This is a genomic window from Candidatus Scalindua japonica (genome assembly GCF_002443295.1).
Classification (GTDB): Bacteria; Planctomycetota; Brocadiia; order Brocadiales; family Scalinduaceae; genus Scalindua; species Scalindua japonica.
Genome location: NZ_BAOS01000034.1, coordinates 42002 through 56589, shown reverse-complemented (window position 1 = coordinate 56589; position 14588 = coordinate 42002). Strand labels below are relative to the sequence as shown.

The following is a 14588-nucleotide window of genomic DNA, read 5'->3' as shown; positions in this document are numbered from 1 at the left end:
ATAATTACGCCGCTCTAATTTGATATAAATACTTTTGAAATTCAATGAATGTATTCTTTATTGTTTCAACACCGCCGAGTGCCTCCGCAGCATCTGTAATGGATTGATATTTCAATTCCAGCAAGCTTGGTAATTTATCTTGGTCGAGTTCGCTGACGCCGGTGTCAATATATTTGTTCAAAACAAAATCCAGAAAATCTTTTTGCTTGTAATTTAGTCCTTCAAAAATTTGTGAACTGGCATTCACTACCCGTTCTTCTCTGGTAATGGGCTTGATCGCAAAGGACACATATTCGAGCACATCAAACAAATCACTTTTTTCCGCATTTATCAGTTTTTGCAGATTGTCTAATTCATCTTTACCATATCCGGCTTCTTCCAGTTTTTCCAGGAATGATTTTCGAGTTGCCGGGACAGACCAGATTCTTCTCAGCTCTTCTTCATCCTTAAAAAAATTAGGTAATTCACCGTAAAGACTTTCCAGAAATTCTTCGGCTGATATGGGTCTGCCGTCAGCACTCCAGAAAGAAGTAGCAATCATGTGTTGTATTTCACGCTCTTTTCCATCTCTCAGCTTAATTTTAACTTTCTTTATGCAGACACAAGGTCTTTCTCCGCATTTTTCACAAGGCTGTGGCGGTTCTTTTTCACAAATACAAGGTCGCTGACCACAAACTTTGCAAGGTTTTGGTTCAGGGGATGGTGTTCCAATACACTCGCATACTATTTTACCACAAACCTCACAAGGCAGGGCTTCGCCATCCCAGCCATCATCCTGAAAATGATGATAGGCATCCACAAAATCGTAAATAGTAAAAAACTCTTTGCCATCAAATAATCTCGTACCACGTCCTATAATCTGTTTAAACTCTATCATTGAATTTACCGGACGCATTAAAACAATGTTGCGAATATTTCTGGCATCAACACCTGTTGATAGTTTTTGGGAAGTGGTTAATACCGTTGGAATTGTTTTCTCATTATCCTGGAATTCCCGCAAAAACTGTTCTCCTATTTCACCATCGTTTGCAGTTACACGAACACAATAGTTCGTCTCTTTGTTTTTTTTATATTGATTTACCAAATCTCGAACTGCGGCTGCGTGAATTTGTGTGGCGCAGAAAATAATGGTTTTTTCGTTCTGATTGGATTCGTCCATATAAATCTGAACCCGCTTCGCCTCCCGCTCTTTTATTTCAATAATTTTATTAAAATCTGGTTCTTCGTATATCTTTCCTTCTTCAATCTCTCCTTCAATAATATTGTCATCACTGGTGTATATATAATCGTCCAGCGTTGTCCGGATGCGTTTTACCTTGAATGGCGTAAGGAATCCATCGTTAATACCTTCTTTGAGTGAATAGATATAAACAGGTTCCCCAAAGTATTTATAAGTATCAACATTGTCTTTTCGTTTGGGCGTAGCAGTAAGCCCCAACTGTACGGCTGGTGAAAAATATTCTAAAATCCCTCTCCAGTTTCCTTCGTCATTGGCTCCCCCTCTGTGACACTCATCTATCACTATGAAATCAAAATAATCTTTAGGGTATTCCCCAAAGTTATAATTTGAAGCTTCATATTCTCCTTCTGTTTCAGCTACTTTACTTAATTGATAATCGACAGTTGATAATTGAGAATTATTTTCGTATTCGTTGTAAATTATCGATTTTCCATTATCAATTGATTCTGACATGAAGGATTGAAAAATGGTAAAGAAGATACTGCCGTTGGTTGGCACTTTCCCTCTCTTCCTGATATCTTTGGGTTTTATGCGAACCATAGCATCTTCGGGAAATGCTGAAAATGCGTTAAATGCCTGGTCAGCTAAAAAGTTGCGGTCGGCTAAAAACAGTATTCTTGGCCTTCTCTGTCCGTCACGATTTAAGTTCCAACGGGTTTGAAATAGTTTCCATGCAATTTGAAAAGCAATTGCCGTTTTTCCTGTTCCTGTGGCAAGGGTTAATAAAATTCTGTCTCTGTTTTGTGCCACTGCTTCGAGTGTGTTTTTAATCGCAATTTCCTGATAGTAACGTAATTGCCAGGTTCCGCTTTTGTCTTCAAAAGGAATGTTTGCAAATCTATCACGCCAGTCGTTCTGGTCGGCATAAGTTTTATCCCAAAGTTCTTGAGGAGAAAGAAAATCGGTTACCAAACTCTCTACACCAGTTTTCATACAGATTTGGTAAATCTCTTTACCGTTAGTGGAGTACGTGGTTTCTAAATTTAGTTTGGAAGCATACTGTTTTGCCTGTACCACGCCTTCACCCACTTCCAATTCATCACTTTTAGCTTCAACAACCGCGAGTTTAATGCCTTTGTAAACAAGAATATAATCAGCAATAAGCGGTTTTTTTCTCCCGCCCCCCACTTGTATCCTGCCGTCTGTAATCTTACAAACATCCCGTTCACGGAGTATTTTAGAACCCTCGATCACGCCCCATCCACAGGTTTTAAGTTTAGGGTCTATTAATTCTGCTCTTGTTTCCGCTTCGTTCATAAAGACTACCCTTACACTTTTTTTAGAACCGATATTGCAAATAATTTTCCTTCATCATCACATGACAATCACATAAGATTTTGTTGATAATACAGGAGTTATGTTCTTAAAATCTCCTTTCAATCACATTACCATCACATAAGATTTATGCCCAAAATGGCAAATAACTTGCATATTTTCTTGATTTACTATCAGGATCATCTTCTTTTATTGCCCCGTCAAGTAATGCGTCCTTAATAATTCTAGATGCAATAGAATAATTATGGTCTTCAATTTTAAATCTTTCTCTTAATGATTGGTTTGTCATTTTCTCGTTAGAAACATATTTTAAACAAGCATGCTGATAACAAGCCCTAATCTTTTCTTTTTTATCTAAGCTGTTAAGTGTCTTATAGCCATACATGGTGACTCTTGTTTGATTTTCAGCAACAATTACATTTATAGCCGGTAATTGATAAAGCTCGTTAAAGAAAATAACCTTGTCTAATCCACTTCCTTTTTCTTCACAGAATCCAATTCTACGCATTAAATCAGCTAGTTTTTCATTACGTGATACATAAGCATCAATAAATCTATCCGGAGTAACCAATGGAATTCCAGAATTTGAGATTTCAATTCTATCAGTAAAAATTTCTACCATTGGAAACCCTTTTACTGTGAGGTCTTGATGTATTAACGCATTTGCAACAAGTTCCCTCTCTTTAAAATCTATTTTGGGGTTTATACGTGTGACAAGCCAATGTTCTAAATCTTCATTCCCTTTTTTATGTGATTTTGCTTTAAACGCAGTTCCTTTAATAAGTTGTGTTTGGTCCTCAACCCCAAAAACCAAATACCCAAACGGTTTATTTTGAATGCATGCCCCATTAGCCAGGGCTGAAATCTGTTCACCAATTTCTTCGGGTGAATGAAAATTTAGCTTAAACTCTATCCATTCACTTTCATGGAGCTCCTTCACAAGCTCGTTCAATAATTCTATCAACTGTTTTTTATTCATAGGGCAATCTCTTTTTCGGTTAGTTCACCATTAAAGGCTTTTTGTAATACTGATTTTTTCAACTCTTCCAAATCATCTGCTTTTTGCTGGTAGATGGCTTCCAGTTTTTTTGTTTCGGCTGAAAGGGTGTCAAGCTTTTTGACTATGGTTTGTTGTTCTGTAATACTCGGTAATGCAATTTGCATTTCTTGTATCATTCCTAATTTTAAAAAACGAGTGTTCGCTCCAACTGACTTTTTTTTAAATTCCTTCAAACTATTCAACAACTGAAAATACAAATAGCGATAAAGTACTTTATTCTCCTTGTTAACGGTAATTACATACGTTCTTTGATAAGCATTAAATTTCCCTTTGTGATGTTTTACATTAAAATCGCCACTTGCATTATTTCCTGCCAAAAGGATTGCTTCTAAATCAAAGGCATAATTGTCAATCGCAAATATCTCACGAGAGCAAGTAAAGAATGGATACTTACCGTTTTCAACTGCAGCATTCGCGTTTAGTTTTCCTGTTTTAATATCAACCAAATTGCTTAATGGTTTCTTTTCAGCTTTTATTGATTGCAGATAACTCTCAAAAAGTTCTTTGGCGTTTTTAAGGTTTTGTTCGGCATTGGCTTTTGCTTTGGCTATGGCGGCAAAGGCTTTGTCTAAAATGGCTACTATGCTTTTTTGCACGGAGAGTGGGGGTACTAAATGAAAAAATGTTCTTTGCTTGGTAATAGGAACCTGATTTCTTGTAGCTTGTCTCATTACTTCTGTATACTGATTGACAAAAAAATCAGAAATCATATAGAGAGCTAAATAATCAGGAAACAAAAAAAATTTATTACATCTATAATATGTCAGTGTTGTACTTAGAATGACAAAGTCTAAATTTGTTTTCAAAATTGCGACAGGACCAACCGTAGCATTATGTGCAAATAAAACATCATCATGTTTCGCCACTCCCTTTTTAAAAGTTTTTGCCCTTTTATGAGTTAGATATTTTGTTTTAGTAAAATCAATCTCATTGTCAACTATACAATTGGCTGAAAGATAAGGGACTCCACCTTCTACAAACTCATCTTCTTAGGATATAATCCTCCATGATTCCCATCTAAATGACTTAGAATAATACCTTTATCTAACATTTCTTGAAGATTATATCGCTTCCAATTATTCATTAATTTAATATTCTCTACTCTAACCATCTATCAACTTATAAATGTTATGTAAAATATCAATACTTTCTTTATCAAGAGCTTTCATCTCTTTCAAAATCTCTTTTGGATTTCGTAAAGGCGATTCTTCAGGCGTATTGGGATTCTTAGCAGAAAGATCAAAGGTGGATTGGTCAATCTCCTTTATATTTACTGTCCAGGAGTTTTCGCTTTCGGCCTTTGTTTTTTGCAGTTCTATAAAATCGGCTAAATCGTTTTCGTTTAAAGCATTTGTTTTGCCAAGGTTTCTACCTAAATTGAGTTGATAGAATCAGGTTTTTTTAGTGGAGTTTCCTTTTTCAAAAAAGAGCACAACTGTTTTTACTCCTGCACCTGTAAATGTTCCACCAGGCAAATCCAACACTGTATGTAAATTACAATTGGTCAATAGTTCTTTACGCAACGCAATAGAGGCATTATCAGTATTGCTTAAAAAGGTATTTTTGATTATTACGCCTGCTTTTCCACCAGCTTTGAGTATTTTAATAAAGTGCTGTAAAAACAGGGAAGCGGTTTCGCCTGTTTTTATCGGGAAGTTTTGTTGCACTTCGGCTCTCTCTTTTCCCCCCAAAAGGGGGATTTGCCAAAACAATATCGTAACGGTCTTTTTCCTGAATATCAGCAAGGTTCTCTGCAAGTGTATTCGTATGTATAATATTTGGTGCTTCAACTCCGTGTAATATCATATTCATAATGCCAATAATATATGCCAACGATTTTTTCTCTTTGCCGTAAAAAGTGTTTTTCTGTAACCTTTCTGTATCGGCGGTGGTCAGCTTAGAGACGGAAGATGTTCCGTCTTTACCCTTATTCTTCAAATATTCAAAGGATTCACACAAGAAGCCTGCAGAACCAACCGCACCATCATAAATTTTGTTGCCAATTTCGGGAGCCACCACTTTAACAATGGTTTTAATCAACGGTCGAGGAGTGTAATATTCGCCACCATTTCGTCCTGCATTCCCCATATTTTTAATTTTCGCTTCGTACAGATGACTCATCTCGTGCTTTTCTTTGTGTGTTCTAAACCGAAGTTGATCAATATTGTTTATCACTTCACGCAGGTTATAACCGCTTTGAATTCTGTTTTTCAGTTCGCTGAATATCTCACCAATCTTGTATTCAATAGTATCTGCATGCTCCGCATCTGTTTTAATTTTCTTCAGATAGGGAAAAAGTTTACCGTTTACAAAATCCACAAGGTCATCGCCTGTTAAAGCGTTATGGTCAATCTTGCCACTCTTTAATTTAGGAGCTGCCCATTTTGTCCATTGAAATTCGGGAGAAATGATATTGGTATAGATTTTTCCCGTTAGTTCGGCTGCGGTTGCTTTGTCTTTTTCCAGATCGTCCAGATATTTGAGAAACAAGACCCAGGAAGTCTGTTCCACGTAATCCAGTTCGCTGCTACACCCTGCGTCTTTCCAAAGCGTATCGTCAATATTTTTAAAAGTTTGTTCAAACACGTAAAAGCCCTTTTTGGATTAAAAGAATTTATCTGTTATTAAGTTTCCTCATTGTCAATGTATAGAAACAGGATTCTATAGTATATCAGAATTGTTTCAAGTGTATTCTTTATAGTCACATAGCAGTATATTATCTTTTGTACAAATCCGTATCATCTCTTTTGGATGGGTGAGAATGATTAATTTCAAAATCGCTCAATTTGTGATTAATGTTTCCGGCGGAAACTAGTTTGCACATTATAACTAAATAATATTTTTATATGTGATATTTATCAACATGCTCAGAGGTATTTAATTCTAAATACAAGAAATGGGGGATTAATGAAGAGTACAACCACAAACAAGAACGAACCAGGGAGATTCTTTTGGTGGTCACACTTAGTATCAATTGATGTATTAACTCGCAAAAGCCATAAGCAACCTCCAAAAATTATAAATACGCTTCACATGTTAAGAGATAGCGCTGCATGCCTATATTTATTTGAATTACTTAAAGGGAAATATGATTTTGGAGGCATATTATACAACATGCCTCCAAAGCTTTATAAAAAACAAAAACCGAAAGTCTCGCAATTGTCACATCTGTCAGACAAGGATCTTATTTTGCATACAACTCGGCCTGCAATAAACGATGATAAAAAAAATGACAGGAGGTGGCTATTCAAAAGCGGTTTGGAATTAGAGAATGTAATATTTCAAAACATGAGGAAGTTCTTCATTTATTGCAATAGGCAACGCATTATATTGTCCAAAGAAATGAGTAATTATTCACCGCAAAGTCGCAAAGAGCGCAAAGGAGATCGAGAGTGATGAAAGAAGAAGATAAGTTGTCAAAAGAAATCATAGGTGCAGCAATTGAGGTGCATCGTCACCTTGGTGCGGGGTTGTTAGAATCAGCATACGAAGAGTGTCTTTGTAAGGAATTGGAAATTAGAGATATTGGGTTTGAGAGGCAAAAACCTCTTGCCGTGGTTTATAAAGGAATAACATTAGACTGTGGATATAAATTGGATGTAGTAGTTGAAGGCAAAGTAATTTTGGAATTAAAGTCTGTTAACAAGTTTGAATCAATTCACGACGCACAACTTTTGACATATTTAAAGCTTGCAGATTTAAAATTAGGAATTTTGATCAATTTCAATGTTTCAATTTTAAAAGACGGGATTAAGAGAATAGTCAATAATCTTTAAAGCTTTGCGCTCTTTGCTGTGAACTATTTCTTTTCCGACTCGTTCGGATTACGCATTAGTAATGATCAAAAGTCCGAATAAACTAATTCCGCCGGAATATTGTCTTTAACGCATTTTGTGCATCTTCCATGATATTTTTTGATACCCAAAGTGAAGTCCTGAAAAGTCTTATAAGGGCGTCTCTGGCCTCAATATGGTTTAAATGGCCAACAGCAGCAAGCCATAGCACTATACCAAGTGAGCCATGCACCTCTATACCCAAAGAATTTGCAAAAATTCTTGCTTCTGTGTCATCCGTTAAAAACCATTTTGGATTAAACCTTTTAGCTAAGAGAATTGCTTCCGCCTCTCCTAAATCCAGAAGTCCTGAGAGAAATAAATTTTCTGCTTGTTTCGCTTCATCTGGTAATAAAGATTCAGTATATAACCATTCAGGTTTAAACTTTGTCCAGTGAGGCTGTAGTTTGGTTATTTCAATATCTACCATTTTGGGAATATAGATATCGCCTATTTCTCCAAGCAGTTCAAGAAGTCCCGCTTCCTTTAGATGGACAATTGGTCCAGTATCGCTTACGATAATTTTCATTTAGTGCTTGTTTTTGCTTTTAATGCCCACTCTATGTCTTCTTTCATAAACTGGTCTGTCAATTTAATCCTGTTATGTCGGATAAACTCCTGTAGAGCAGTGCGTAACAACTCTCCTTCGTCAGTAAACCATCCATTCTTAACGTAATTATCAACTTCTATACACAATTTCTCTGGTAAGGCAACCTTAATGGTTTTCATGTCTCTGTTCTCCATTTCTTACGATATAAAATGATCACTTTTAGTGATTACAAAAACGCCAGATTTCTTGCCAAAAATATTTATATTAGCGTGTTTAATCAACCACAACCTTGTCCTCGCTGATGATGCCGCCTTTGCTGTCAGCGTGAATGATTTTCTGCACGTCAGAGTATGATATTACGATATCGGCATTGTATTTTCCATTAATTTCTTTAGCTTTGATTATCATTGGATAAAAATGAAAATCGAATCTGAGCTAGATAGAGAAAGATATGTGGATATCAAAACAGTATCCACATATACCTCTCTCCCGGTAAAGACTATATACGATTGGTCGAATCAGGGAAAATTCCCCTGTATTAAATATGGGAGACGTATTCTATTTGATCTTCAAGACGTAGATAAAGCAATGGCCAACTTGAAACGACCGTATCTTGACCATGAGAATACTATTAATAAAATCATTGGAGACCTTCATAGTAATGGTATATAATACTGCCGATAGCGACATACAGATACAATCAGGCTTCGAGAAAGGATATATAAATGTTTAAACGAAGCGATATCTGGTGGACGTGTATTAGTCATAACGGCAGGAAGGTTCAGAAGAGTCTTGAAACCTCTGACAAAAAGCTTGCACAAGCTATAGAGGCTAAGATCAGGAGTGAGATTGTTGAGGGAAAGTATTATGAGAGATTGACAGGGCAGTGCAAAACCTTCAAGGACATGATGGATAGGTTTATGAAGGATTATGCTCCTACAGTTTCTTTGAATACTCAAGAAGGGTACAAATATTATTTAAAAAATCTTAACAGGTTTTTTGGCAATCCAGGTTTGATGTCTATAACGCCTAAGATTGTAGCAAAATATAAATTGTATCGTAGAGATTACGGAGCAAGCCCTTCAACTGTAAACCGTGAGCTTTATATGCTTTCAAAGGCTTTCAATCTGGCAGTCAAAGAGTGGGAGTGGCTAAAGGATAATCCTGTTTCCAGGGTACAGAAGGAGCGGGAGAACAATGAAGTTGACAGGTGGCTGACAGAAGATGAGGAGAGAAGGCTTCTTGGAAATAGTCCTGACTGGCTACGTGAGATAATAGTTTTTGCATTGAACACAGGTTTACGACAGGATGAACTATTATCCCTTGAGTGGAGCCGTGTAAATCAGCTCCGTAAAACTATTCTTATACAAAAGACTAAGAATAATAAGCCCAACACTCTTCCTCTGAATAGTCTGGCACTGAATGTCATTATGCAGAAGCATGAAGGTAAGGTGAGAAGCCTTAAGAATGATCTTGTGTTTATCAGTATGTCAGGTACAAAGATTGGTAAGCGTAACCTGATAAGGGCATTTGCCCAGGCATTAGAAAATGCGGAGATTAAGGAGTTTACTTTTCATTGTCTTCGTCACACATTTGCCACAAGATTAGCCCAGAATGGTGTAGATATTTACAAAATAGCAAAGCTCTTAAATCATAAAGATCTGAAGAATACGCAACGCTATTCGCACCATTGCCAGGAAAGTTTAATGGTTGGAGTTCAGATTTTGGAAAAGTTTGACTACAATCTTACTACAATGGCTCAAAAAGGTGGTTGAAAGTAGCCCTTATTTTGTCGTAAGTCCTTGTTTGATAATATGGGCGATACTGGACTCGAACCAGTGACCCCTTGCTTGTCGATTAATTCATCTAATCACAAAGTTTTCCAGTCTAGTACTGACTGGTTTATCCTGTCTAGGTTTATGACAAATTTATTGTAACCATTTCCAGTCTATTGCAGACTGTTTTGAAATGTTTTGGTCACTACGTGGTCACAATCACCATCTTCCTGCCTGTTCTGCAAAAGCCTATCAAGGGTATTGACTGCTTTTCGTTTGTGCCCTGATGCAAGATGTGCATACCTCAGAGTCATGGTTAATGATTTGTGTCCAAGTAAATCCTTTACACTAACCAGATCAACACCAGCCATAACAAGATGACTCGCAAAAGTGTGACGACAATCATGGAATCTGAAATCATGGATTCCCGCCTTCCTTAATGCCGTACTGAAGCTATGCTTGATTGACTTGTATGGATTACCATCCCTGTCAGTGAATACGTGGATGCTCTCTATGCTGCCTAAATTGGAGAAAAAAGTTAATAACTATGCAATGTGTCTTCCTGGATGCCGAAAGCATCAAAAATAATTTTTTGTCTTTTGGATAATTCGCTGAGAATCGGATCGTTTTTCTCTATGTGAGTGATTTTTAATTTTTTGAGTTCAGCAAATAATTCTTTTACTGTGTATTTGTTAAATAACTTCTTTTCCTTCATAACTCTTGATGCTTCTGCATAGATAATCAACGCAACAAATTTTATAAATAAACGGCCATCGACATTATATTGACTATGTGCTCGCAACCTATCTCCATTCATTTCATTTTTGTATATATCAAACATTTTTTCAACCTGATCTTTTTGGCGATAAAGATTTAATACTTCCGCTTTGTCCATTTGTTGTTTGTTTGTTATTAACACAAAGCTTCCCATTTTATAAATAAACGATTTTATCTTTTTTGCATTTTTTTCTATCCGCAATGTCGTTTTATTCCATTTAAAATAATCTCTGTATTTTTCTGGAATATTTAACTTTCTATATTTCAGGTATTCCTTAAGCACTTTAAAACTTTTATCCTTAAACTTCTCCTCGTATTCGAATAATACTGAGAAAAAATTATGTTTTTGTTCTACTTCAGATTTTTCATTGAAAAAAATATGTGCGTCAAATTCGTTTCCATCAAATTCAAAAGGTCTTTGCTGGTAATGCAGTATCTCTTCATTGAATTTAAAGGCACTGGAAAGATCTGACAATAATCGTTTATTTTTTTTTATTAAAGTCTTTACTTTTTTTAAGCTAAAAGGCAGTGGCTGAACAAAGGACACTTTGCTTTTGCTGTTATTCATTTCCAATACATTTGCTTTACTAAAGAAACCTCTATCCAGCACAAACAAAATGTCTTTTAGCTTGAATACTTTCAAATACTCAACGCAGTTCTTTAAGGTAGTAACATCTACAATACTTCCAGGGTATAAATTGTAATAAATGGGTAAAGAGTGATTGTGGCAAAATGTTACTCCCATATTTAATTGAGGTAGATTCTCTTTATCACGATTGTAACCCCATTCTATAAAATCAACGTTTGTAGAGTAGCTGGAAATAGAAGTTATATCGTAAAATATCCCGTTGATTGGCTTTAAATGTTCTATCCATTTTTGAACAAACTCTACCCTTTGTGATTGCGATCTTCCCAAAATATCACACAGTTTTGATATGTCAGGAGAATACATCTTTTTAACTCTCGGCAAATTATGCTCATCAAGCCAATAAGGAAACAGGTACAAGGCCGAGGCTTCTATAATTTCATAAAATGCTAATGCTAATATCTCTTGATAGTTATCAGGAAAGAGAGATTTTAAAATCTCCGTCAATCCAAGCTTGTCTGATAAAAATCTTAGCAAAAAGACGTTGCCTTGTCCTTTTGAGACCAAACTGGAACGGATTTGCTTGGTTTTATCCTTATTTACGTTCCGTTTTGGACCGATATAGGTTCTTCGTTGACGTGATTGCTTTTTTGCTTTATCCCAGTAACTTTCTACCTTGTAGAGGTATATCCTACCTTTTATTTTCTGCTCTACAGTATAAGCCATAGTATTAACTATTTAATAACTAGTAAATAGCCGTATAGTACGGTATATACAGTATTAATGCAAATATTAATTCATGGTTATTAACTATTTCTCCAATTCAGGATGCTGTGTGGCATCTCACTAAACATCTCCTGAAGTGTGTCATCTATCGGGATCTCCTTACGTTCACCATTCTTTGTCGTATCAAGCAGGATAAAACCATGATTCAAATCCACCTGCTTCCATTTCAAGCCTAGAATCTCTCCACGCCTCATTCCGGTATGCAAGGCTACAGTTACAATCGGCTTTAAATGATCCGCACAACAATCAATCAGTGTTTGACACTCTTCAATGGTTAAGAACCTGAGACGTCTGTTGTTCTCTTCCAATGGCTTTACCATACGCACAAGTTTCAATGCTTCCTCACTTGCCATCTCCCACTGTACACCTTTATTGATCATGTGCTTTAAACAGCCCGTAAGGCGATTTACAGTAGAAGGCTTATTGTATTTAAGCCTTACACTCTGCCACTGCTCAATGATCCTAGGATTCAGATCCTTCAGATAAAGATTACCGAAAACCTCAACCAGCTGCTTGACCCATATCTTCTTCGTCTTATGTACTCTCTGTCTCTCTGTCCACTTCAGATATTCCTGAGCCAGCTCTGCAAGTTTACATTCATTCACTCTGTTCTTAATCTTTGGCCTCTTCGCTTCACGGATTTCCCGTTTACGGCTATCCAGAATAAGCTCAGCGTCACGCCTCTTCGTTGTGTTGGTACTCTCTCGATATCGCTTGCCATTAAGCCTGTAATCAATGTAGTACGTCTGACCACGTTTGTATAAACTGCCATTCATATTTTATTCACCCCCTTTCCAATATATCTAAGGTTATAATGACTCAAATCGGGATGGTACGGATTGTCTATCCAAATGTCAATATCCCTTTTCCGGAAGCGTGGAAATTTCCCTATCTTCTTAAATGGTATTTCCCTTGTATGGATCTTTTCGTATACCCATGATTCTTTAACTTTTAATTGATCTGCTAACTCACCCACAGTCATTAATATATTTCGTTCTGAATCGCGAGAGTTACCAAGCAGTGGTTTAAGCCTTGCAACCACCTTCTCAACGATATCATTTATCAGTTGTGAATTATCAATTTCAATCTTCATAGTTAATATTAATCAAACGGCTAATTTCGCTATTCCCACACCTTTAGTCATAGTCGTATTTGTAAAAAGTTTTTTTGTAGATTATCCTGGAGTTAAAAACATATTACAAATACTAAGACTCACTGCATTCCTGACTTTTACGTAAATCCCTTTTCAATATTGATATTTCTTACAGTATGAAAAACCACGCCAAAGATAAGGCGTTTTTGTCATGCCTTTACATACTTCCAGAAACCTTTAGTTTAAAAGCATTATAAAAAAAGCGTAAATGAAAAGGGTTTGTGATTTTCCTTTCCGTTTTTTTACTAAAGACTCAGGGAAGTAGAGATCACATTAAGATGTATCATTTTTCACGCTTTGGAAAGGTTCAGGTTTATAGTGTGCTGACCATAACTCTATAAGACCGATCTTTACCGCCCCGAGTGCATAGCCAACCAAGTCACCATCAACGCCAGTCTCTTTAAAGCAGTTATCAACAACCTCCTTAATAGTTCCTAACGTTTCATATTGATCTTCCTCTTGTGGTGTAAGTTCTTCTATGTCTTTCAACCCATAACAATTGCCAAACCTTGACACCATCCGCTTTCCCTTCATATCAACAATTATCTCTTTAAGTCTATCTTCATCAATATCAAGGCCAAACTTCATAGAATACTTTGAAATCTCTTTTCCATATCCTTCGGTTACTGGCCTGATATCAGAGATAGAACCAAGACCAACTTTTTTAAGAACATGTTCAAGGTCTCTCTTAAGTGGGTCTAGAAAATAACCATTCTCTGTAAGCTGCATATTTTCAACCTTACGATCAACGGCCAGATCAACTAACATATGAGAGTGAACGTGCCAGCCAGTTTCTTCTTTGTATGTAATCTCTATATGTTCTACACCTCCCCGGATATACCTTTTCCACCAAGACCTTTCCTTCTTAATCAGACTTGTTGATTTCTTAAAACACTCAACAGCAGTTTTTAAACTATCTCTGTTTAATGTATTCGCCGTTATTGTCAGTAAATGAGGGTTTTCCATATCTTTACCAAGTTTTTCTACCTTTCGAGAAAGAATAGACGCACGGTATGAATTACATACTGGACAAACCCTGTCTTTACAACGTAGTTGTGGTTCATATAAAACATTGGATGGATCTCCCTTCTTAACTTTTACAAAAATAGTATTTCCACATATACCCATCCTTTTGGCTCTTTTCTCCTGTCCAATTTCACGGATATATTTTTCGATACGCCAAAGAGCTCTTAGTCTCCAGCTATTTTTAACGATCATAACTTTAGATTTTTCTTCTTTTTTTACTGCACATTTACACATAATTTTGCTCCTGAAAAGGCTATAAAAACGGTCAAAAACTGCTAATTTGTAAGTCATTGATTTTAAACATCTTAAAAAATCGTGTTCCGGTTGTTTCTTAGTATCAAGTCATAGGGATTTCCCAATCTGAAACCAAAAAAAACCAGTGTTTGCGTGCGCTTGGTGGGCGTACTCAACACTGGTTTTTGTAGTTGATATATTATTAATTTTAACTAAGCTATTGTTGTTATTCTTTTTCATTGGTGAATGGGAATAATGTTCTGGAGGATATAAGTTGCCGCTTATGTCCTCCT

At 36.3% G+C, this 14588-nt stretch carries 14 protein-coding genes and 1 pseudogene; 3 read left to right on the top strand and 12 right to left on the bottom strand.

The genetic code is table 11. The annotated features are described in order from the left end of the window. Nucleotides 1-4: 4 nt before the first annotated feature. The 4 genes and pseudogenes from hsdR to SCALIN_RS18205 form a co-directional block, all read right to left on the bottom strand. Nucleotides 5-2497 carry an EcoAI/FtnUII family type I restriction enzme subunit R gene (gene hsdR, locus SCALIN_RS18220; RefSeq protein ID WP_096895885.1) on the bottom strand — a complete coding sequence of 831 codons (2493 nt, stop codon included), beginning with the start codon at nucleotides 2495-2497 and terminating at the stop codon, nucleotides 5-7. A gap of 145 nt (nucleotides 2498-2642) precedes the next feature. Continuing rightward, nucleotides 2643-3494 carry an ATP-binding protein gene (locus tag SCALIN_RS18215; protein ID WP_096895884.1) on the bottom strand — a complete coding sequence of 284 codons (852 nt, stop codon included), beginning with the start codon at nucleotides 3492-3494 and terminating at the stop codon, nucleotides 2643-2645. Then, nucleotides 3491-4501 (bottom strand): restriction endonuclease subunit S, encoded by a 1011-nt coding sequence (locus tag SCALIN_RS23675; protein ID WP_230406655.1) that lies wholly within the window; start codon nucleotides 4499-4501, stop codon nucleotides 3491-3493. Before SCALIN_RS23675 ends, SCALIN_RS18215 begins: the two co-directional genes overlap by 4 nt. Before the next feature lie 177 nt (nucleotides 4502-4678). Further along, nucleotides 4679-6161 (bottom strand): annotated as a pseudogene (locus SCALIN_RS18205) (class I SAM-dependent DNA methyltransferase). An 809-nt stretch (nucleotides 6162-6970) separates the two neighbouring features. Between SCALIN_RS18205 and SCALIN_RS18195 the strand changes: the two are divergent. Continuing rightward, on the top strand, nucleotides 6971-7351 hold the full coding sequence (locus SCALIN_RS18195) for a GxxExxY protein (RefSeq protein WP_096895881.1): 381 nt from the start codon (nucleotides 6971-6973) through the stop codon (nucleotides 7349-7351). Between the two features lie 82 nt (nucleotides 7352-7433). Here SCALIN_RS18195 and SCALIN_RS18190 read toward each other — a convergent pair whose 3' ends face one another. The 3 genes from SCALIN_RS18190 to SCALIN_RS23500 form a co-directional block, all read right to left on the bottom strand. Then, nucleotides 7434-7937, bottom strand: coding sequence for a PIN domain-containing protein (locus tag SCALIN_RS18190; RefSeq protein ID WP_096895880.1), 504 nt, complete (start codon nucleotides 7935-7937; stop codon nucleotides 7434-7436). Next, on the bottom strand, nucleotides 7934-8137 hold the full coding sequence (locus tag SCALIN_RS18185; RefSeq protein WP_034403946.1) for a ribbon-helix-helix domain-containing protein: 204 nt from the start codon (nucleotides 8135-8137) through the stop codon (nucleotides 7934-7936). The genes SCALIN_RS18190 and SCALIN_RS18185 overlap by 4 nt, the downstream gene beginning before the upstream one ends. A gap of 94 nt (nucleotides 8138-8231) precedes the next feature. Further along, the gene (locus tag SCALIN_RS23500) at nucleotides 8232-8366 is read right to left on the bottom strand and encodes a hypothetical protein (protein ID WP_261341043.1); all 135 of its coding nucleotides are present in this window, start codon (nucleotides 8364-8366) and stop codon (nucleotides 8232-8234) included. A gap of 9 nt (nucleotides 8367-8375) precedes the next feature. On the opposite strand from SCALIN_RS23500, the gene SCALIN_RS18180 reads away from it, so the two are divergent. Beyond that, nucleotides 8376-8630: a helix-turn-helix transcriptional regulator gene (locus SCALIN_RS18180; protein WP_096895879.1), complete on the top strand. Its 255-nt coding sequence runs from the start codon at nucleotides 8376-8378 to the stop codon at nucleotides 8628-8630. Between the two features lie 53 nt (nucleotides 8631-8683). Beyond that, nucleotides 8684-9733, top strand: coding sequence for a tyrosine-type recombinase/integrase (locus SCALIN_RS18175; protein WP_096895878.1), 1050 nt, complete (start codon nucleotides 8684-8686; stop codon nucleotides 9731-9733). 173 nt (nucleotides 9734-9906) lie between these two features. Here the strand turns inward: SCALIN_RS18175 and SCALIN_RS18170 are convergent, their stop codons facing one another. The 5 genes from SCALIN_RS18170 to SCALIN_RS18150 all read right to left on the bottom strand — a co-directional run bounded on the left by SCALIN_RS18170 (nucleotide 9907) and on the right by SCALIN_RS18150 (nucleotide 14295). After that, nucleotides 9907-10239, bottom strand: coding sequence for a site-specific integrase (locus SCALIN_RS18170; protein WP_338140392.1), 333 nt, complete (start codon nucleotides 10237-10239; stop codon nucleotides 9907-9909). Nucleotides 10240-10271: 32 nt separating this feature from the next. Then, a complete protein-coding gene (locus tag SCALIN_RS18165; protein WP_096895876.1) occupies nucleotides 10272-11822 on the bottom strand; it encodes an IS1634 family transposase in 1551 nt (516 codons plus the stop codon). An 80-nt stretch (nucleotides 11823-11902) separates the two neighbouring features. Then, nucleotides 11903-12658, bottom strand: coding sequence for a tyrosine-type recombinase/integrase (locus tag SCALIN_RS18160; RefSeq protein ID WP_096895875.1), 756 nt, complete (start codon nucleotides 12656-12658; stop codon nucleotides 11903-11905). Continuing rightward, nucleotides 12655-12975 carry a helix-turn-helix domain-containing protein gene (locus SCALIN_RS18155; protein WP_096895874.1) on the bottom strand — a complete coding sequence of 107 codons (321 nt, stop codon included), beginning with the start codon at nucleotides 12973-12975 and terminating at the stop codon, nucleotides 12655-12657. Before SCALIN_RS18155 ends, SCALIN_RS18160 begins: the two co-directional genes overlap by 4 nt. A gap of 333 nt (nucleotides 12976-13308) precedes the next feature. After that, nucleotides 13309-14295 (bottom strand): protein rep, encoded by a 987-nt coding sequence (locus SCALIN_RS18150; RefSeq protein WP_096895873.1) that lies wholly within the window; start codon nucleotides 14293-14295, stop codon nucleotides 13309-13311. Between the last annotated feature and the right edge of the window lie 293 nt (nucleotides 14296-14588).

Excerpts from the sequence above, each read along its gene's own strand:
- hsdR (WP_096895885.1), bottom strand. The coding sequence starts at position 2,497 with ATGAACGAAGCGGAAACAAGAGCAGAATTAATAGACCCTAAACTTAAA.
- SCALIN_RS23500 (WP_261341043.1), bottom strand. The coding sequence starts at position 8,366 with ATGATAATCAAAGCTAAAGAAATTAATGGAAAATACAATGCCGATATC.
- SCALIN_RS18215 (WP_096895884.1), bottom strand. The coding sequence starts at position 3,494 with ATGAATAAAAAACAGTTGATAGAATTATTGAACGAGCTTGTGAAGGAG.
- SCALIN_RS18155 (WP_096895874.1), bottom strand. The coding sequence starts at position 12,975 with ATGAAGATTGAAATTGATAATTCACAACTGATAAATGATATCGTTGAG.
- SCALIN_RS18160 (WP_096895875.1), bottom strand. The coding sequence starts at position 12,658 with ATGAATGGCAGTTTATACAAACGTGGTCAGACGTACTACATTGATTAC.
- SCALIN_RS18195 (WP_096895881.1), top strand. The coding sequence starts at position 6,971 with ATGAAAGAAGAAGATAAGTTGTCAAAAGAAATCATAGGTGCAGCAATT.
- SCALIN_RS18150 (WP_096895873.1), bottom strand. The coding sequence starts at position 14,295 with ATGTGTAAATGTGCAGTAAAAAAAGAAGAAAAATCTAAAGTTATGATC.
- SCALIN_RS18190 (WP_096895880.1), bottom strand. The coding sequence starts at position 7,937 with ATGAAAATTATCGTAAGCGATACTGGACCAATTGTCCATCTAAAGGAA.
- SCALIN_RS18175 (WP_096895878.1), top strand. The coding sequence starts at position 8,684 with ATGTTTAAACGAAGCGATATCTGGTGGACGTGTATTAGTCATAACGGC.
- SCALIN_RS18180 (WP_096895879.1), top strand. The coding sequence starts at position 8,376 with ATGAAAATCGAATCTGAGCTAGATAGAGAAAGATATGTGGATATCAAA.
- SCALIN_RS18185 (WP_034403946.1), bottom strand. The coding sequence starts at position 8,137 with ATGAAAACCATTAAGGTTGCCTTACCAGAGAAATTGTGTATAGAAGTT.
- SCALIN_RS18165 (WP_096895876.1), bottom strand. The coding sequence starts at position 11,822 with ATGGCTTATACTGTAGAGCAGAAAATAAAAGGTAGGATATACCTCTAC.